This window comes from Hungatella sp. (genome assembly GCF_046966825.1).
Map to the genome: position 1 here is coordinate 25,025 of NZ_JBKVCZ010000034.1, position 18,095 is coordinate 43,119.

Sequence of the window (18,095 nt, forward strand, 5' to 3'; positions counted from 1 at the left end):
ATGAGGACACCCACATGGGTCATAACCGGATTATTGGATTCGGGAAAAACAACACTGATTAACAAGTTGATAGAAGAGGTGCTGCATGAGCGAAACGTCCTGGTTATCCAGTTCGAGTCCGGGGAAGAGGCGCTCCGAAATGACAGGCAGATTCAAAAGCTGGTGTTCTCCAAGAGCCGGCTGGAGCAGTTCCCCATGAGTATTACCGACCGGATTCTGGAGTATTTAGAACAGTACAATCCGGATTTGATGCTGGTAGAATGGAACGGGATGGAGCACTTCCACAAACTGGAGGAAATGTTGCTCCAGTTTTCAGCCGCACCGATGGTGAGCGTGGAAAAAGTAATCTATATGGCGGATGAGACCGGACTGCAGCACAGGATTCCCGATGCCGGAGCCGCGGCGTGCAGGAAGCGACTGCGCTTACACAGAGCCACAAAACACATGGCAAAACAGACGCCAGTCTCCTTTATAACTGCAATCCGGATATCCGGGTGTTTTCCGAGCGGAAATGGGAGCGATTTGTCCGTGAAATGTTTCACTTCAACGCACAGCCGGGACACTGGTTCCTGATTGTTCTGACTGCTGCGTTGGCTTATCTGTTTGCGTTTAACCTGCTCGGAGATTTCGGGGTTCCTGTTGGACGTTATGCCAGCAGATTTCTCGGAGTATTTTTACAGGCAGCCCCGTTTCTGGCAATCGGAGTTTTGCTTTCCTCCGCCATCCAGGTTTATATACCACCGGACTGGATTCAGAGAAGGTTCCCGGAAAAAGTTCTGACAGGCCAGTTGTTTGCGATTCTGGCTGGCTTCTGCCTGCCAGTCTGCGACTGCGCCTCCATCCCGGTCTTTAAAAGTCTGGTTAAGAAAGGCGTCCCTCTGCCTGCCGCGGTAACCTTTATGCTGGTATCCCCGGTTATTAATCCTGTGGTAATTCTCTCCACCTGGTATGCCTTTAACGGCAATTACCGAATGATTGCGGTCCGCTGCGGTCTGGGGATTCTGTGCGCGGTGATCTGCGGACTGACCTGCCTGATCCGGACACCGGGGGATTATCTGCTGGAGGAGGCTGTGCCGGTACAGTCCGGCTGTGGAGATTACAGGCTTCCCACCGGTAATGAAAACACCCGGGCGGCCCGTTTTTCCATGATGATCCGTCATGCGCAGAACGAGTTCTTTGCCGTGGGAAAATATCTTCTCACTGGCATTTTTGTATCAACTCTGTTTCAGGACATCATTCCTTCTGCCGTATTGGCCGGAAGCGGGTCTGGCCCGTGGAAAGCCCTTCTTCTGATGATGGGGCTGGCCTTTATTCTGTCCCTCTGTTCATCCTCCGACGCGGTGGTGGCGAGAAGTATGGCGGGAAGCCTCCCCGCCGGGCCGCTGATCGGATTCCTGGTATTCGGACCGATGATGGACATGAAGAATGCTGCCATGCTGCTGTCAGGCTTTCGGTCTAAGTTTGTGGTCCGGCTGGCCGTGACTGCGTTTCTTGTCTGTTTCATTGTAGTCGCACTGTTTATGCTGTGCGGAAGCGGAGGAATATGGATATGATGCTGAAAGGAAAAGGCTGGAACCTCCAGGTGCTGACAGAATGCTGCTGTTATCTGATTTTCGGATATCTGCTTTTTCGTTTGACATACTCGGGCGAATATCTGAACTATGTGACGCCGAGAATGAAGCCGTACCTCTACGGAATGTCGGCTCTGATGCTTCTCTGGACTTTATGGGAAGGAAGAAATCTGCTGACACCGCAGTACAAAGCAAACCTGTCACGCTCCTTCGTTTTTATTATACCGATTCTGCTGCTCGCCGTTCGTCCGGCTGCACCGGGAGGAAGCAGTATGATTCAAAATTACGACGGTCCCGGGATCTCGATGGCAGCAGGAAATGGTGGCGGGCTTCTGTCTGCCAGAGGAAATCAGACGACGCCAAGTGAAAAAAAGGATTCCATGGCAGACAGCCAGGAAGCTTTTGAAACCGATACACCGTCAGAAAACAGAACAGCAACAAAAAACACAGGATCCCCGGAAGGAATCACGGAAGGAATCGCGGATGAATCCGTCGATGAATCGGCCGATGAAACAGTCGATGAATTCGTCGATGAAACAGCCGCCAGGGAAGACGAAAGTCCCTGGTACGACTTAAACGGTTTGGACGAGGATACAAAAACCATCATAATCGCAGACGAAGATTACTATACCTGGATGTATGAGCTGAGTTCCTTCTACGAAGGTATGAGGGCTACACCGTCGTGATGAAAGGATTTATATATAAAGACCCTGAGATAGAAAAAATCAGTGATTTCGCTTTGGTTCGTCTGTCTATGTGGTGCTGCGCGGCGGATTTATCACCGATCGGCTTCCTGGTAGACTGCAGCGGGACTTTGGATTTTAAGGAGGACGACTGGGTGGTCGTAAGAGGAACGCTCGAAGCCAGCACGGACGGCGAGAGCCTGATGCTGAAAGCACAGAGTATTGACAGAGCGGAGAAGCCGGCAACAGAGTATGTCTATCCATACTTTTAACCCTTAAAAAGGAGAACTGAAAATGGCAAAGGAATCGAAAGCCGAGAAAATAAAAAGGTAGCAGAAAACAACAGAACAATACGGGAATCAGCGCCTGAAAATAAAAGCAGAAAGAGACTATGCGTCTCTGGCTATGCTTCCCAGAGACGCCTCTGTGGTCAACCCTCAGAACCGCGGCTGGATTTCAGGGCGCCCTCCGGGGCAGCGGCGCAGATATGGAAGGGTCAGGGTTTTATTTCGGAAGCTCACCTGCCAGGGCGTGCTGTCAGTATTCCGAAACCTGCTGCCAGAACGAACCATGCAGCAAAACTGTATGAATTGTGTGTTGGAACAATGGAATCAGTACGAAGAGGCGGTCAAACGGCGCGCTGTTCAGAATCGGCGGATCACTGAGCTTCAGAAGCTGATCGGAGAGGTGCCGGTTGCTCAGCCGTCTGACCGCCAGTTCATAGATACCCGTTCGCGAAAAGCAGAAGCAGAAAGCAGAAGAATGGCTATGAACTGCGGACTCATGGTGATTGAACGTAATATTAAGCTTTTCCATACGACACTTTCCAGCCTTGACAAACCCGTCTGTCCCATATCCGATCAGTTGGTTTGCTCGACAGACAAAACGGATGTCCGTGAGGAGGTGTCCGCTGCTCTACAGAATAACCATCTCCTGCGCAGTTCCCTGAAAGAAAGAATAGAAAGCCAGAATACGATCATACAGGAATGCATTGCGGAAGAGCAGAATTACGTTTCCCAGAAGGCCGCATATGAGCAGTATCGAAGCTGGATTACGGAGCTGGACATTTATAATAATAATCTTACTATCATACCGCCCGAACCAATTGTCTGAATGTATTTTTGGCAATCCGCTCTCTTGAACGTAGAACAGGCGAACATGATTACAACACCTCCCCCTGCGGCATTTATGGCGTCCTCCTTAGCCCCCGGTTAAAGCCATCATATAGAGTGCATCTGCTTAAATTCCTTAGGACTCAGCCCGGTATATTTCTTGAAGATAGAAGAGAAGTATGACGGGTCATTAAACCCAACCTTCTCGGCCACTTCATAAGCCAATGTATTCGAAAAAGACAGCAGCTCCTGGGCCTTCTCTATTCTCACCTTGTTGATAAATTCTGTAATACTTTCCCCACACTCTTTTTTAAACGTCCGGCTCAAATGTGTTGGGTTCACATGGACATGGTCTGCAATGGTCTCCAACGACAACGCTTCATCCAGATGCAAGTGAATGTAAATCATAGCTTTTTCAATTAATGGGCTTAAGACCATACCTTTGTTGGCCAGCATTTCGGTTACCTGGTCAAACAGATGATTGATATTATCTTCCAGCTGGCTCAGCGTGGTACAGGACTGCAGCTGCTCGATCATAGCGGGAGAGGGCGGGATCAGATTCTTTTTGATCAGTATGCGGGAGCATATATAATAGATCTGTACGCACACACTTTTCACGTCAAAGGAGCGGGTCAGATTGACGCGGAGCCTTGAGAACAGGACGTGAATCCATTTGCGGGCGTCCTCAAACGCCCATTCTTTCATCATATTTTCAAAATGGTACAGTTCCATGGTGAATTCCGATTCCGTGTCAAAATACTCCCTCTCCATCCTTGTTTCAAAGACGGAGATGGAAGAGTCATTATAAAAATTCATGTTTAGGGCACCGATGGCCTCAATCGCAGCAGCAGATAATTCGCCCAGTCCGCGGTGAGGCAGACTGATTCCGGCGTTCAATCGGATATCATAGAGGGACTGCATACTGCTCAGCAGTTCATCACAGGTGTTCCTTAGCTCCTGAAGCCGCCTTGTATCCGCAGACTCTGTCCGGTACAGCCAGATCACCAGACGGTTCTCATAGCCATAGACGTAGCCAGTCTCTGACTGCCCTGCGAGAATGCTCTTCAGGGCGGAGATATCATGTTCGTTTACTTGATTGTGCGGTGCGTTGATCTGGAATGCTGCGGCGTAATACCTGTCTAATTCAATCTTATAGTTTGAACTGCGCTCCAGAAGCTCGATGTCGGTTCTGAGGGTGCTGGTGACCTCCGCCAGATATTGCTCCTGAAGGTAGGAGAAGTCTTCCTTCTGGATGACGGTTCGGTTCCGAAGTTCTGCGATGGCGGCCTGGGCTTTCTTCACGGCTTCAATCAGCTTATCCTTTGAGGTTGGTTTCAGTAAAAAATCGCTGACGGCATAGCAGATTGCCGACTGGGCATACTGGAAGTCGGCGTAGCCCGTCAGCAGGATCACTTTGATCTGAGGATATTCTTCGTATATGAATTTAGCCAGGGCGATACCGTCCACCTGAGGCATACGGATGTCTGTAATTACGATATCCGGCTGCTTCAGGCGAATCAATTCCATGGCCTCAGCTCCATCGCAGGCTGTGGCATCCACGATACTGTCTAAGGTGTCCCATTTGATAAAACTAGATAATCCTTTTCTTATGGTAGGTTCATCATCTACTATCATCAGATGAAAGGTCATAGTTCGTTTCCTCTTTCTTTTGGAATTTTAAAAGTAATAGTGGTGCATTTGTCCGGGATACTCATGATCTGCAGACGGCAATTCTCACCATACAGAAGTATCAGGCGCTTGTTTAGATTGCGCAGACCGATATGGGTGCGGGAGTCTTCCTTCGAGGGTTTCAAGGTATCAATATTAAGCGGTGAGTCTGCACTGCCGTGCTCTGTGGAAGATTTGGAATCTGCAAATCCTACGCCGTTATCTGCCACATTGATCTCTATAAAATCATCCTGTTCAATGATGTTCACGGCCAGTCTGCCAAAGGTTGCTTTCGGTTCCAGCCCATGGACGATGGAATTCTCCACAAGCGGCTGAATGCAGAAACGCGGCACTGTGATGTGTTTTGCGTCCAGGTCTGCGTGGATCTCCGCGGTAAATTTGTCCTCAAATCTGGTCTGCTGAAGGTAGATATAGAATCTTACATAGGTAAGTTCCTCCTCCAGACTTACAAAATCCTTTTCGTGGGACAGAATGTTGGAGCGAAGCAGCTCACCCAGGGATATGATCATCTGGTAAATGTCTTCATTTCCACTCATCTGTGCTTTCCAGGCGATGGTATCAAGAACATTGAACAGAAAATGGGGATCCATCTGTGACTGGAGTGCCTTGATCTCTGAGTTCTTCAGCAAAAGCTGTTTCTGGTAAATATCATTGTAATAGATATCAAGCTGTTCAAGCATGGCCTCAAATGCTCCCGCCAGATCATTAAATTCTGAATACAGGCTGACCGGAGCGCTTCCGGCTTGTTCCCGTTTGCCATCGGCGATACATTTAATGTGCTGTATCATTCGCTCGATGGGTGCCGTGATCAGATGGCTCAGAAGAATGGTGAAAACCAGTGTAATCGAGATGATGATCAGGAAGATAAAGAGGAAGCTTCGGAGCGTCTGGTTCAAATCCTTTAATAAGTACGGTTTTGGAACTGCCACAGCGGAGGTGATTCCGCTGGTACCCAACTGCTGGGAGGCCATGAAATAGCTGGTCTTGTCCAGCTTGATTTCCCTGAATGGACTTCCTCCGGTGGAAGCCTGTTCCATCAGACCTTGAAATACGGCAGTGTTGCTGGACTGTGCATGGCTTAACACCTGCATATCCTTGTTAAAGATGCAGATCAGCCAGTTCTCGTCCGTATTTCTACTGTATGACTGCTTCCAGGCCTCCTGGCTGATATCAAGGATAATGGTGCCAATCTGACTGCCTGTGTACATACTGTTCACGTTCCGCGAGAAATAGATCGAGTGGTTATCGCTGTTTAATGTCTTGATCTGCAGGGAGGCACCTTCCTTGGATACCTGGTCATATATGGTTTTTACCTGGTCCAGTTCTGAATTATTCTCATATAAGGATACTTTGGAGTAGCCTCCGTTCATATCAAATATATAGACGGAATTGACAAACTTTTCATCCCAAAGGTAAGTGCTGATCAGAAGGTAGCTCATCTGGCGCTCGATCTCCAGTCGCTTCTCTACCGGGCTTTTGCTGGTGTATACACTGCTGGCCGGGTCCAGATATTCACGGATCAGATTGTTGGACATGAACAGTGGATATACGGAATCTATGATGTCGATCTGATCTTCGACCTGGTTATTGATCTGATTCAATTGTCTGGTGATATCTTTACTGTAATTGTCCTTGAGTGTGTCCGCACTTTTCGTATAAAATAAAGTAGCGGCACAAAACAGAGCAGCAGCCACGGTTGCGGATACAGCCAGTGTGATAAAGGAACGAAGCGTGTTGATTTTCATGTTGATTCCCCTCTTCCAGTGAATGAAAGTAATTGCATTAATTATCTCATAGGAATTGGGGGGATTCAACGGAATTTGAAGAATGCGCAGATATTTCACAGAAAATGTCAAGATTTTCATAGTTTTAGTAAAATGGTGCTAATTTCGTGCAAAATCAATCGAAACTTATGCAAATATTTCATAGAAACGGGCAAGAATCTGAATTCAAATGAACTCTCAGAACCGATATAATACGATCATAACGATATAATACAAGGAGGAAATGATATGAAAAAAAGTTTTCTGAAACGTGCAGCAGCCATGACATTGGCAGGCGTGATAGCAGCAGGTATGACAGCGTGTTCATCCGGTACCAGCACACAGCCGGCGGCGACTGAAGCCACAAAAGCGCAGGAGAGTGGTTCAGCAGATAAAGGTACTACTGCAGACAAGGTAACATTAAATGTGATCAACTACCACGTAGGTACAGATTACGCAGCAGAATATTATTCCTATCTGTTTGACGCATTCAAGCAGACGGACGCAGGCAAGAATGTAGAATTCAACTTTGAGGAAATTCCTACAACAGATGCTTACAACCAGAAAATTAAATTATTGATCTCCAGCGGAGATTTACCTGATATCGTTCTGAACGGTGGAAATAATATCACTGAGATGGCAGCTAAATCCGGTAAGGTAGCCGATCTGACACCATATTTTGAGAAGGATCCTGAGTGGAAAGCATTATTTGATGATAAATCTCTGGAGTTCAATACGGTTGACGGTAAGATCTACGGTGTTCCGGTTTCCAAAGAGATTTCTTCCATCTACTATAATAAAGAACTGTTCCAGAAAGCTGGTATCGAGGCTCCAAAAGAAGGTTTTGCTACCTGGGATGATTTCTTTGCAGCATGTGAGAAGTTAAAAGCAGCTGGCTGTATCCCGTTAGGTATGGATACAGCAGACAGCGGCTGGCTGACCAACCTCTGGTACAGCGGACTGATCGGAACTGCCGGCGATGCAGGAAATACCTGGATGAACACCATGTACCCGACAGATTATGCTACACCGGAAGTGATCAAAGCAACCACAGATTTACAGAAAATGCTGAGCGAATACACCACAGCAGATGCTGTTGGCGGCAAATACGATCCGATGGCTACCCATTTCTTCAATGGCGAAGTTGCTATGTTCCCGAATGGCCCTTGGATGATCCCGGATTTCAAGAACACAGAGAAAGCTCCGGAAGGCTTCTATGACAAGGTTGGCGTTATGCTTCTTCCATGCAGCGGTATGGAGATGGTTCCAACTCCTGGCGACATGGTAGGCGCAAAAGATCCGGCTAAGATTGATGCAGCAGTTGCATTCTTAAAATTTGAGACAACCGTAGAAAATCAGGTCAAAGCGCTTGAGATGACAGGCTTACAGCCAGTATCCTCTCAGATCACCATTCCTGACAGCTTAAAGAGCAGTGATCCTCTGATGGCAGAGGTACTTGATTTACAACCGCTTGCAAAATATACATATGGACAGAACCAAGCATATTGGTATCAGAACGTAATCGATACATTCTCTACCGTACTTCCAGAGCTGGCATATAAGAATATGACACCGGAAGAGTTCTGCAACAAGCTTAGTGAGTCAGCAGCGAAAAATTAAAATTCATGATTCGAGAGCGTAGAATGCTTGTAATCTGGGCGGGAAAGGGCCGTCGGCCTTTCCCGCTATATTTATGCTCATATAAATAGTTGTTTACAATGGTTTGGTAACTTACACATTTTTATATTTACATATTTCCACGAAAGAATTGTGAAAGGAGTTCATTATGGTTAAGAAAAAGAATTTGTGGATCACGCTTTTTGTTATGCCCTGTATGGTACTGTTCTGTATTGTATATGCAGTGCCTATCGTGACGGTGCTCTTCACCTCATTCTGCGATTACACAATCACAACGAAACCGGCATTTTCAGGGCTGAAGAACTTCCAGCTTATTTTCGGCGATAAGGATTTTCTGATCTCGATAAAAAATACGCTGGTATGGGTAGCTCTGCAGTCTACATTCCACGTTATGCTGGGACTGTTGATGGCTCTGGTATTGAGAAGAAAACCGAAGGGCTGGAAGTTTGTGAGAACAGCTTACATGATCCCCAATATTATTCCGACAGCAGCGACCGGCGTTATGTTTACACTTCTGTTAAACCCCAGCTTTGGTATCCTCAAATCTATGTACGGCGTGTTCGGCCTTGATATGTCAAAGATTCCCAACTTGTTCGGCAACTCCAAATTTGCATTCTGGACTGTGACCTGCACCTGGATTTTCTACTCTGCGTTTAACACGATTATATTCCTGGCGGAGATGGGAGCTATCGATACCTCGATCTATGAGGCGGCCAGAGTGGACGGCGCCAAACCGTGGCAGCTTGACCGTTACATCACGCTTCCCCTTATGAAAAATGTGGTGGGAACCTGTGTGGTTCTGGCATCTGTAGCTATGGTATCACAGTTTGACATTATCTATGTGACCACAAAAGGCGGCCCCGGCACTGCGACGCTGAACCTGCCAATCTATCTGTACAAGACGGCCACGCTGGAGAATAACTACGGAAAAGCCAACGCCGTAGGTGTTGTTCAGATTCTCGTAGGTCTTGTGCTGGTTGTTCTGATTCAGGGATTGTTTGCCATGGGCAAGGAAAAGATCAAGAAGGAGGTAAAGTAAGATGAGAGAGACTCCAAAACCGATTCGGGTAATCTGCAGCATTTTTAAATATGCTTATATGATCTTTTTCGTTGCTATCGCCATTGGTCCGCTCATCTGGGCATTTTTAAGCTCCTTTAAGACTTATGCGGAGATCAACTCTTCCGCAATCTCTTTGCCAAAGAGCATTACATTTAAGAACTATGCCTCTGCATTCCAGTATGCGCCGATAGCAAAATATTTCTTTAACAGTGTGATGATTGTAGGCTGCAGTGTGTTGGTGACAGTGATGTTTGTGGCTATGTGCGCCTACGTGACGTCCAGGTTTGATTTTAAGATGAAGGCAGTGATCGTGCTTCTGATCTCTGCATCTCTGATGCTGCCGGCACAGGCGATCTCACAGCCGCTGTTTACGATTATGAGGGCGCTTAAGATATTTGATACGAAGCTGGGACTGGTGATTGTGTATTCGGCGATGGGAATTCCTATGTCGTTCTTTGTTATGATGAGTTATTATAAGACCATTTCTCCGGCGCTTGAAGAGTCCGCGTATATTGATGGAGCGACATTTTTCAAAACATTTGTCTATATTATTCTGCCGCTTGCGAAACCGGGGCTGGTGACCATAGCTATGCTTCAGTTTATCAATACATGGAATGAGTTCTATTTCGCACTTATGTTGACCAGTGGTGACCGTGCGAGGACGATCCCCATTGCTTTGAATTATTATATGGGTACCTTTGCGAATAACTATTCGGCGTTGTTTGCGGCTGTAGTCATGACGGTGTTGCCGACTATTGTTATATTTATTATTCTGCAGAAACAGGTGATGGAGAGTCTGACTGCGGGGGCTGTGAAAGAGTAAGGAATGAGGAGATTTTATGGAACAGTATAGAGAACCAATCTATCCCATCGAACCATGGGATGTGACAGAGACAGAATATAACCCACAGAATAATTACCGGAATGAGACAACCTTTGCCTTGTCAAACGGCTATATTGGGACCAGAGGAACCTATGAGGAAGCCTATGATTTCCCTGCGACGGAAGGGCTGGAGGGGAATTTTATCAATGGATTCTATGAGAGCGAGGATATCCGGTACGGGGAGTGGAATTTTGGCTTCCCTGATAAGAGCCAGTCGCTGCTCAATCTCCCGGATGTAAAGGCTGTGAGACTGTATCTGGATGATGAGATGCTGGATATGCGCGAAGGGGCTGTGACTGAGTACAGCCGCGCGCTTCACATGAAGGAAGGCACCGTAACAAGGGAGTTCGTCTGGACGTCACCAAAAGGACGAAGTGTGAAGGTGGAACTGGAACGCTTTGTATCATTCACGGATAAGAATCTGATGGCGATGAGGTATCGGGTGACAGCGCTGAATTTCAGCGGAACGATCCGGTTTGTATCTGAACTGAATGGGAATGTGGAAAATCATACCAGAGTGACGAATCCTCTTGTGGATTATGGACCATTTGGAAGAAGGCTTGTGCCGGAAGCTTTGGAGGCAGGCGATGATGGGCTGTTTTATCAGGGGCATACGTTGAAAAGCGGACTGACGATGGCCTGCGGGGCGACTCATACCTTGTCGCAGGTCGTGCCCCTGCCCGAAGGGCATAAATTAACGGGGTACCCGGCAGAAAATTATTCAGTATTTTTTAAAACAGGAGAATACACGGCAGATGCTGATTATCAGATAAAAATAGCAGAGCAGGAAACTGTGTGCCTGGAGAAATTTATCGTCTATACGTCAGATCTGGACATGGCAAAAGATGATCTGCATGAATTTGTGTTATGCAAATTGAAATCAACACAAAAAGAAGGTTACGATTCACTTAGCGCATCTCACAAGAACTATGTCCATGATTTCTGGAAAAACGCTGATGTTACAGTGGATGGTGATGATGCTCTGCAGCAGGGAATCCGTTTTAATTTATTTCATATTATGCAGGCCGCCGGGCGTGACGGGAAGACCGGCATGGGGGCCAAGGGGCTGACTGGAGAGGGTTACGAAGGCCATTATTTCTGGGATACGGAAATGTATGTCATGCCGGTATTCATCTACACAGCTCCAGATATAGCGAAAAAACTGCTGGACTACAGATTCAATACTCTGGATATCGCAAGGGATCGTGCCAGGGTATTGGGGCACCAGACCGGCGCACTCTACCCGTGGAGAACCATCAATGGTGAGGAAGCATCCACATATTTCCCGCTGGGAACAGCCCAGTATCACATCAATGCGGACATCGCATATGCATTCTGGCTTTATGTGACTGTGACCGGAGATATGGAATATCTGAAGGATTGCGCGGCGGAGGTATTGTGCGAGACGGCCAGAGTGTGGGCAGATGTGGGCAGCTTTGCGGAATGCAAGGGGAACCGGTACTGTATCTGCGCGGTCACCGGGCCGGATGAGTATAATGCTATCGTTGACAATAACTTCTACACCAATCTGATGGCCAGAGAGAACTTAAGGAATGCTTTGGAAGCTTTGGAGCTTTTGAAAAAGTATGAGCCGGCTGCCTGTCAGCAGTTGATAGAAACGCTTGGACTGACCGGTGACGAGACCGTCTACTGGCAACGGATCATTGATAATATGTATTTCCCATATGATGAAAAACGTCAGGTGTACCCATTGGATGACGGTTTTATGATGCGCAAGCCCTGGGATGATTCTAAGATTGCCCCGGAAAAACGTCATCTGCTGTATGAGAATTTCCACCCGCTTTTTGTGTACCGCCAGAGGATGTCAAAGCAGGCGGATGCCATATTAGGCATGTATCTGCACAGCAACTTATTTACGGAAGAGGAATTAAAACGAAATTATGATTTCTATCAGGAGGTCACGTTACATCATTCCTCGCTCTCGACCTGCATCTTCGGTATCCTGGCTTGTGAAATCGGATATTATGAGGAAGCGTACACATATTTCACCCAGTCCGCGAGAATGGATCTGGACGATTATCATAATAACTTTTACGCAGGAATCCATGCGGCCAATATGGCCGGCACCTGGCAGGCGATCGTCAATGGTTTCGCAGGACTTAGAACGAATGCCGGGTACCTGGAATTACATCCGTATCTGCCGTCACAGTGGAAAGGCTATACCTTTAAGATTAATTATCAGGGAAGCCGCCTGGAAGTATCTGTAAAGGAAGATGGCACCCAGATCACACTGGAGCAGGGAAACGCTGTCTCGTTTAAACTTAACAATACGGAATACCATCTCGCAAAGGAGGGGGATATCGTCCATGAGTCAAAAACAATACAAAGCAATTTTCTTTGATTGGGATGGCACTGCTGTCATCTCGCGGAAGGCGCCGGTGGATGACGCGGTAGCAGTGATGAAACCTCTGTTGGCCAAAGACATAAAGCTGGTGGTGGTCAGCGGAACAACATATGAGAATATAGCCGGGGGGCGTCTGCATGAATATTTTACACCGGAGGAGTTAACGCATCTGTGGCTGGGTCTGGGCAGAGGCGCATATAATTACCGTTATCACGAGGACGGTTCACCGTATATCTGGAAGCACTGCATCCCTGGAAAAGAGGAGATGCTGGCCATTCATGATACGGCCTACGCGATTCACCGTATATTGCTTGAGCAATACGGCTATCCCACCGATGTGGTGTTCAGCCGCCCCAATTACTGCAAGATCGATCTGATGGTGGATAATAACCGTGGTGATCAGTTGTTCTTCCAGTCCAGCGAACTTGATCAGGTGAAACAGACTCTGGAGACCCATAATTTTCATGGAGGGCTCCTGGGACTTGTGAAGCTGGCGGATGAGACGGCGGCGGAGTACGGCGTAAAAGCTGCATCTACGACCGATGCAAAATACCTGGAAGTGGGTGTCTCCAGCAAAAGTGACAATGTGAATACTATATTGACACAGTTGATGGAAGAAGACGCAATAGCGCCGGAGGACTGCGCTTATTGGGGGGACGAATATATTGGGCTGGATGATGGTTTGTTTGGCAGTGATAGTTATATGAAAACGCCTTTGACCGGAGACGGGGATTTCTTTGATGTCTCAGAGGCGGCTGGCGCCAGACCAGATAAGGTACAGGTGCTGGGCGGCGGCGTGGAGAAGTTTTTGGAGTTTCTGCGGAGCCAGGTATAAGAGATATATGTGCATATAGTCAATGAACGAAAAGAGTTCTAAACAGTGGACTGCCCGTTGAAAACGGAGCGTTGGAGCAGGTATATACCAGGGCAATATGGTCTATGCCATACGAGCGCTTTTTGCTGCCTAATGCGATAGGGAGCGGTCAAAAGAACGCCTACTTATTGAAGCAATATTAGCCCCCTGACTGCTTTGTTTCACAAGTCTGAATATATCCTGTAGAGGCCATGGGCTCTTTCACGCTCACGCTATACATATGTGGAAAAATGAAGTATAATTAATCCAACGATAAATAGGCTACGTTTTTTGCAGAGAAGTTGTATTTCAGATTGAAAGGGCAGCCAGGTGAAAATGAAAGAAATTATCAACTTCATTGAAGCAAATGTGGATGGTAAAACGTTGTTTACAAATGAATTAGTTTACAAGCTGGAAAATGGGGCGTTACAGGGTGTTTTCGTTTCATTTCGGCTTCGGGAAAAAATGTGGCGGCAGAGGCTATCGTAAGTGGTATTTATGATTTGCGACTTGAAAATGATGTGCTAAAATTCTCAGAAGACCAAGTATTGTATCGTGACCAGCCGATACAGGGAGGGCGTTTTAAGCCCGTTGCATTTCAAGCGGAACATCGTTTTTATGTTAAAAATGAAAAGCTTCACTATGAATATGATGGCAGGTCTTTTGAGGTGGATACAAGAACCATGCAACGTAACGATAGCTCCGACACCTTTCCTCCGTTTATTTCAATAGAGAAGTAATATAACAAATCCCCAGCTTATCGGGCAGAAAAATAAGAATTTGCGGAGGGAATCGTTATGGGGAAAATTCCAAAATACAAATTGGGAATTGGGGGGGTAGCAATTTACAAGAATTAGCTTTCAGAATTAGCTGAGGCTATTTGATAAAGTAAAAAGCGATAGGGCTGGAATAAAATCACAAGGACCGGCTTATCAGCGGGAACATGGTTTTAATATTTATAAACCATGATTTCAATTAGTGAATTTCCAGTTTGACAAACTGGATAAATTTGAATTGAACAAAATCGCTGCGCCACAGCCTTGGAAGGCCAACGCGCAGCGATTTTGTTCAATTGGAAGTTGAGGGAGAAAAGATAATGGCAAATGAAAAGGCTTCATTTAGAGAGTTTCTAACGGCAGTTGAACCAAAACACCGTGCGTTTGTCGAGAAACTTAATTATAAACTTATAGAACAAGGCTGTAACCTTGTAATTAAAGAAGTAAAGAGCGGTTATGCTGCTTCATATCAATTAGAGAAGAAAACAGTAATGAATTGGGTGTTTCGGAAGTCGGGTGTATTAGCACGGATTTACGGTGACAACGCTGGCAGGTATAGAGATGTAATCGCTTCTCTGCCCGCTGATATGCAAAAGAAAATGACTGCTTCTCGTGATTGCAAGAGACTGATTGATCCTAATGCTTGTAGCAGCACCTGTGTGAAAGGTTTTGTTTATACCTTGAATGGTGACACATATAAAAAATGCCGGAATGATGGAATGTTCTTCCTACTCACAAATGAAACAGCGGAGCAAATAGCCAGGCTGGTCTGTGCGGAGGTTGCTGCCCGCAAGTCGGCTTCATAGAGACAGAATATTTTGCCTGATAAGTTTGAATTTGTACGGGAGATAATGTAGATGAAGAAGAAATCAAAAATTATTATTGCAGTTATTATTTTACTTGTGCTTTTGATGCCTGTTCCAACAAGATATAAAGATGGCGGCAGTGTTCGTTATAGAGCTGTTTTGTATGACATTTCAAAATATCATCAGTTAGATTTAGAATCAGAAACAGGTTACAATGATGGGTGGAATATAAAGATTTTAGGGATATCAGTTTTTAATAATTTTGATTAATAACTTTGAATTTATCAAGGAGGATTTGAATATGCAATACGGACCGAATCCAAATGCAGTTTATCCAAATGAAGCAATTAAAAGTGTCTGCTTCATTAAAAATATAATCACTCGCCCTAATATTACAATAGGCGATTATACCTACTACGATGATGTAAATGGTGCAGAAAAGTTTGAAGAACATGTGACCCACCATTATGAGTTTCTCGGAGATAAGTTGATTATTGGGAAATTTTGTGCCATTGCAAAGGGCATTGAATTTGTAATGAACGGTGCTAATCACAGAATGAAAAGTGTAACGACCTATCCATTTAATATCATGGGATGTGGTTGGGAAAAATGCACACCTGCCTTGGAAGATTTGCCATACAAAGGCGATACAATTGTTGGAAACGATGTCTGGCTCGGTCAAAATGTTACTGTTATGCCAGGTGTTCATATTAGTGATGGGGCTATCGTTGGGGCAAATTCAGTTGTAACAAAAGATATTCCTGCTTATCATATCGCAGGCGGAAATCCTTGTAAATTTATTAGAAAGCGATTTGATGATAAAATTATTTCATATTTGCAGGAACTAAAATGGTGGGATTGGTCACCTGAAAAGATATTCAGAAACCTTGAAGTCTTATGCAGTGGTGATTTAGAACAAATCAAAGATATTTCAGAAGTGTAAATTCCAGGTTATTGGGCAGAAAAATCGGAATTTTTGAAAGGGATAGATTGATGAATAAGCAGCAAATATACGATTATCTAAATCAAGAAAATGTGTGGTACGAGATAACGGAACACGAGGCTGTTTACAATATGGCGGAACTTTCTAATATAGAGATACCATATCCTGAATACGATGCAAAAAATCTATTTGTTCGGGATGACAAAAAAAGAAATTATTATCTCATTACTGTCAAAGGCGATAAACGAGTGAATTTGAAAGAGTTTCGTAAAAACAACAATACAAGACCATTATCCTTTGCATCGGCAGATGATTTAATGGAGATTATGGGCTTGATACCCGGTGCGGTAACCCCTCTTGGGTTATTAAATGACACCGAATGTAAGGTGACACTGTTTTTAGATAATGATTTTATAGGTGATTTAGGTTTAATAGGTGTTCACCCAAATGACAACACTGCGACGGTTTGGATTAAAGCAAACGATTTAGTTACACTTATTCAGCAACACGGAAATACAGTAAATTTTGTTCGGATATAAGCTACAGACAAATTTCAGTTTAACAAACCGTACAAATCGAAAATTGTTTTTGTACGTCTTTGGTAAATCAGGCGCATTTGATAAATAATGATATAAGGAGTTTATAATATGAAAACGCAGGTAATTATCATTCCATGACTTTCTACATCCTGTCAGATAATGAAAAAAAGACTTTGTTGACTAATGCAGTGCAAGATATGACAGGTGGGACGATAAATATTTCTGGTGAAGTTGAAAACAATCTTTTTTTGAACTAAAAACAACTAATTTGAATGGCGAGGAAAATGAATACCAGCTTTTATGACTTTAACAGAAGTCATAAAAGCTGCAGACAATTAATATCCTGTTGTCTAACTAATTAAATGCGCCTTATTTGTGGGAACATTGTTTGAACTGCCGTAAAAGGGCTATCGTGTCCTTGATTCGTTTTCCTGGAGGTGGCGGAATGAAAAAACTATATTTCTTTGCTTTTACACTCACAATTGTGTTATGGGTAGCCGCTTGCAGTGATGGTAAGAGCACATTGCCGGACGATAACAGCAATATTGTCCTGTTTCAGCTTACCCCGTCTGCCAATGGGGTAGAAGAATTCCTGGAAATCAGTGAAATAAAAATGTTGTATCAGAATGAGTTTTGCTATAATGTTACACCACAAACGATTTCCGATGAATACGGCTTTCAAATTTTCAAGCTGGATCAATGCTGCGCGGGTTTTCTTTTGTATGAAAACGAGATATATACTCTTGGCGAGTACTTCGGCGGATTAGGAATCACATCGTTTGCTGTTGCAGATATCGACCAGAATGGTAAAAGCGAACTGTACTTTACTTACTCATGGGGATCAGGTATCCACCGGTCATTGGCCGGATATTTTGACACACATAATAAAGAGGTTGTTCTGTTTGATTATTCCTATTTTAATAAGGATATGGTTTTTGTTAATGAGAACCATTCATTATCGCTCTATGAGGCAGACGTAGACGTGAAATCTTTTGTGGATATCTCTCTGCTGCAAGGCGAAGAAAAAGTCGGCGATATTGTATTTGATTCGGATAAAATACAGCTGATAACATCACAGGAAGCCAATTCAGGCTAAGAAGGATAATTTAATTTTGACAACTTTAAGCAAATGACAAGTATTTTGCGTGACACACTGCTTGAGGTGCTGAACTGCATAGAGGCTTTAGGAGTCCTTGAAAGTGCTTACGCCGTCATAGGAGGAGCATTCAAGTATGCAAAGAGTAAAAAAAATCAATTAGGCCGGAAACTTGTTGACACTGGTGTGAAAACAGGAGACATCTGCAAACAGACTATCAAGACTAAATCACATGCCGGCGAACGGAAAAGCGCAATCCCGGAATTTGTTGTTGAGGAGATTATCGTTGCCAAAGAGCGGTAGAGAATAAGGCAAACT

General features: G+C 45.0%; 14 protein-coding genes and 3 pseudogenes. 15 read left to right on the forward strand and 2 right to left on the reverse strand.

Annotation, left to right across the window (positions count from 1 at the left end; genetic code table 11):
• The 3 genes and pseudogenes from ACLTD4_RS12830 to ACLTD4_RS12840 all read left to right on the forward strand — a co-directional run bounded on the left by ACLTD4_RS12830 (position 1) and on the right by ACLTD4_RS12840 (position 3,367).
• A pseudogene (locus ACLTD4_RS12830) lies at positions 1-1,553 on the forward strand (permease).
• A pseudogene (locus ACLTD4_RS12835) lies at positions 1,550-2,526 on the forward strand (TIGR03943 family putative permease subunit). Before ACLTD4_RS12830 ends, ACLTD4_RS12835 begins: the two co-directional pseudogenes overlap by 4 nt.
• A 313-nt stretch (positions 2,527-2,839) precedes the next feature.
• Positions 2,840-3,367: a hypothetical protein gene (locus ACLTD4_RS12840; RefSeq protein WP_243008196.1), complete on the forward strand. Its 528-nt coding sequence runs from the start codon at positions 2,840-2,842 to the stop codon at positions 3,365-3,367.
• A 107-nt stretch (positions 3,368-3,474) separates the two neighbouring features.
• Here ACLTD4_RS12840 and ACLTD4_RS12845 read toward each other — a convergent pair whose 3' ends face one another.
• Entirely contained in the window at positions 3,475-5,016 is a 1,542-nt protein-coding gene (locus tag ACLTD4_RS12845) for a response regulator (protein ID WP_117620713.1), read from the reverse strand.
• Entirely contained in the window at positions 5,013-6,800 is a 1,788-nt protein-coding gene (locus tag ACLTD4_RS12850; RefSeq protein WP_181988545.1) for a sensor histidine kinase, read from the reverse strand. Before ACLTD4_RS12850 ends, ACLTD4_RS12845 begins: the two co-directional genes overlap by 4 nt.
• A 267-nt stretch (positions 6,801-7,067) precedes the next feature.
• Here ACLTD4_RS12850 and ACLTD4_RS12855 point away from each other — a divergent pair, with 267 nt between their 5' ends.
• The 12 genes and pseudogenes from ACLTD4_RS12855 to ACLTD4_RS12910 all read left to right on the forward strand — a co-directional run bounded on the left by ACLTD4_RS12855 (position 7,068) and on the right by ACLTD4_RS12910 (position 18,080).
• The gene (locus ACLTD4_RS12855; RefSeq protein ID WP_117620711.1) at positions 7,068-8,438 is read left to right on the forward strand and encodes an ABC transporter substrate-binding protein; all 1,371 of its coding nucleotides are present in this window, start codon (positions 7,068-7,070) and stop codon (positions 8,436-8,438) included.
• A gap of 166 nt (positions 8,439-8,604) precedes the next feature.
• Positions 8,605-9,495 carry a carbohydrate ABC transporter permease gene (locus tag ACLTD4_RS12860; protein WP_207729798.1) on the forward strand — a complete coding sequence of 297 codons (891 nt, stop codon included), beginning with the start codon at positions 8,605-8,607 and terminating at the stop codon, positions 9,493-9,495.
• Position 9,496: 1 nt separating this feature from the next.
• Positions 9,497-10,339, forward strand: a complete 843-nt coding sequence (locus ACLTD4_RS12865; protein WP_117620710.1) for a carbohydrate ABC transporter permease — start codon at positions 9,497-9,499, stop codon at positions 10,337-10,339.
• A 16-nt stretch (positions 10,340-10,355) separates the two neighbouring features.
• The gene (locus tag ACLTD4_RS12870; protein WP_117620709.1) at positions 10,356-12,761 is read left to right on the forward strand and encodes a glycoside hydrolase family 65 protein; all 2,406 of its coding nucleotides are present in this window, start codon (positions 10,356-10,358) and stop codon (positions 12,759-12,761) included.
• A complete protein-coding gene (locus tag ACLTD4_RS12875; protein ID WP_117620708.1) occupies positions 12,727-13,599 on the forward strand; it encodes an HAD family hydrolase in 873 nt (290 codons plus the stop codon). Before ACLTD4_RS12870 ends, ACLTD4_RS12875 begins: the two co-directional genes overlap by 35 nt.
• Positions 13,600-13,953: 354 nt before the next feature.
• A pseudogene (locus tag ACLTD4_RS12880) lies at positions 13,954-14,357 on the forward strand (hypothetical protein).
• Positions 14,358-14,713: 356 nt separating this feature from the next.
• Positions 14,714-15,199, forward strand: coding sequence for a hypothetical protein (locus tag ACLTD4_RS12885; RefSeq protein ID WP_055652752.1), 486 nt, complete (start codon positions 14,714-14,716; stop codon positions 15,197-15,199).
• A gap of 51 nt (positions 15,200-15,250) precedes the next feature.
• The gene (locus ACLTD4_RS12890) at positions 15,251-15,469 is read left to right on the forward strand and encodes a hypothetical protein (protein ID WP_055652753.1); all 219 of its coding nucleotides are present in this window, start codon (positions 15,251-15,253) and stop codon (positions 15,467-15,469) included.
• 31 nt (positions 15,470-15,500) lie between these two features.
• Positions 15,501-16,142 (forward strand): Vat family streptogramin A O-acetyltransferase, encoded by a 642-nt coding sequence (locus ACLTD4_RS12895; RefSeq protein ID WP_117620707.1) that lies wholly within the window; start codon positions 15,501-15,503, stop codon positions 16,140-16,142.
• 50 nt (positions 16,143-16,192) lie between these two features.
• Positions 16,193-16,681, forward strand: coding sequence for a prolyl-tRNA synthetase associated domain-containing protein (locus ACLTD4_RS12900; protein WP_117620706.1), 489 nt, complete (start codon positions 16,193-16,195; stop codon positions 16,679-16,681).
• Positions 16,682-17,126: 445 nt separating this feature from the next.
• Positions 17,127-17,777 carry a hypothetical protein gene (locus tag ACLTD4_RS12905; RefSeq protein ID WP_055652755.1) on the forward strand — a complete coding sequence of 217 codons (651 nt, stop codon included), beginning with the start codon at positions 17,127-17,129 and terminating at the stop codon, positions 17,775-17,777.
• 45 nt (positions 17,778-17,822) lie between these two features.
• Positions 17,823-18,080 carry a hypothetical protein gene (locus ACLTD4_RS12910; RefSeq protein WP_147335861.1) on the forward strand — a complete coding sequence of 86 codons (258 nt, stop codon included), beginning with the start codon at positions 17,823-17,825 and terminating at the stop codon, positions 18,078-18,080.
• The last annotated feature ends 15 nt before the right edge of the window (positions 18,081-18,095 follow it).

Excerpts from the sequence above, each read along its gene's own strand:
- ACLTD4_RS12870 (WP_117620709.1), top strand. The coding sequence starts at position 10,356 with ATGGAACAGTATAGAGAACCAATCTATCCCATCGAACCATGGGATGTG.
- ACLTD4_RS12860 (WP_207729798.1), top strand. The coding sequence starts at position 8,605 with ATGGTTAAGAAAAAGAATTTGTGGATCACGCTTTTTGTTATGCCCTGT.
- ACLTD4_RS12875 (WP_117620708.1), top strand. The coding sequence starts at position 12,727 with ATGAGTCAAAAACAATACAAAGCAATTTTCTTTGATTGGGATGGCACT.
- ACLTD4_RS12865 (WP_117620710.1), top strand. The coding sequence starts at position 9,497 with ATGAGAGAGACTCCAAAACCGATTCGGGTAATCTGCAGCATTTTTAAA.
- ACLTD4_RS12905 (WP_055652755.1), top strand. The coding sequence starts at position 17,127 with ATGAAAAAACTATATTTCTTTGCTTTTACACTCACAATTGTGTTATGG.
- ACLTD4_RS12850 (WP_181988545.1), bottom strand. The coding sequence starts at position 6,800 with ATGAAAATCAACACGCTTCGTTCCTTTATCACACTGGCTGTATCCGCA.
- ACLTD4_RS12840 (WP_243008196.1), top strand. The coding sequence starts at position 2,840 with ATGAATTGTGTGTTGGAACAATGGAATCAGTACGAAGAGGCGGTCAAA.
- ACLTD4_RS12890 (WP_055652753.1), top strand. The coding sequence starts at position 15,251 with ATGAAGAAGAAATCAAAAATTATTATTGCAGTTATTATTTTACTTGTG.
- ACLTD4_RS12855 (WP_117620711.1), top strand. The coding sequence starts at position 7,068 with ATGAAAAAAAGTTTTCTGAAACGTGCAGCAGCCATGACATTGGCAGGC.
- ACLTD4_RS12845 (WP_117620713.1), bottom strand. The coding sequence starts at position 5,016 with ATGACCTTTCATCTGATGATAGTAGATGATGAACCTACCATAAGAAAA.
- ACLTD4_RS12900 (WP_117620706.1), top strand. The coding sequence starts at position 16,193 with ATGAATAAGCAGCAAATATACGATTATCTAAATCAAGAAAATGTGTGG.
- ACLTD4_RS12895 (WP_117620707.1), top strand. The coding sequence starts at position 15,501 with ATGCAATACGGACCGAATCCAAATGCAGTTTATCCAAATGAAGCAATT.
- ACLTD4_RS12885 (WP_055652752.1), top strand. The coding sequence starts at position 14,714 with ATGGCAAATGAAAAGGCTTCATTTAGAGAGTTTCTAACGGCAGTTGAA.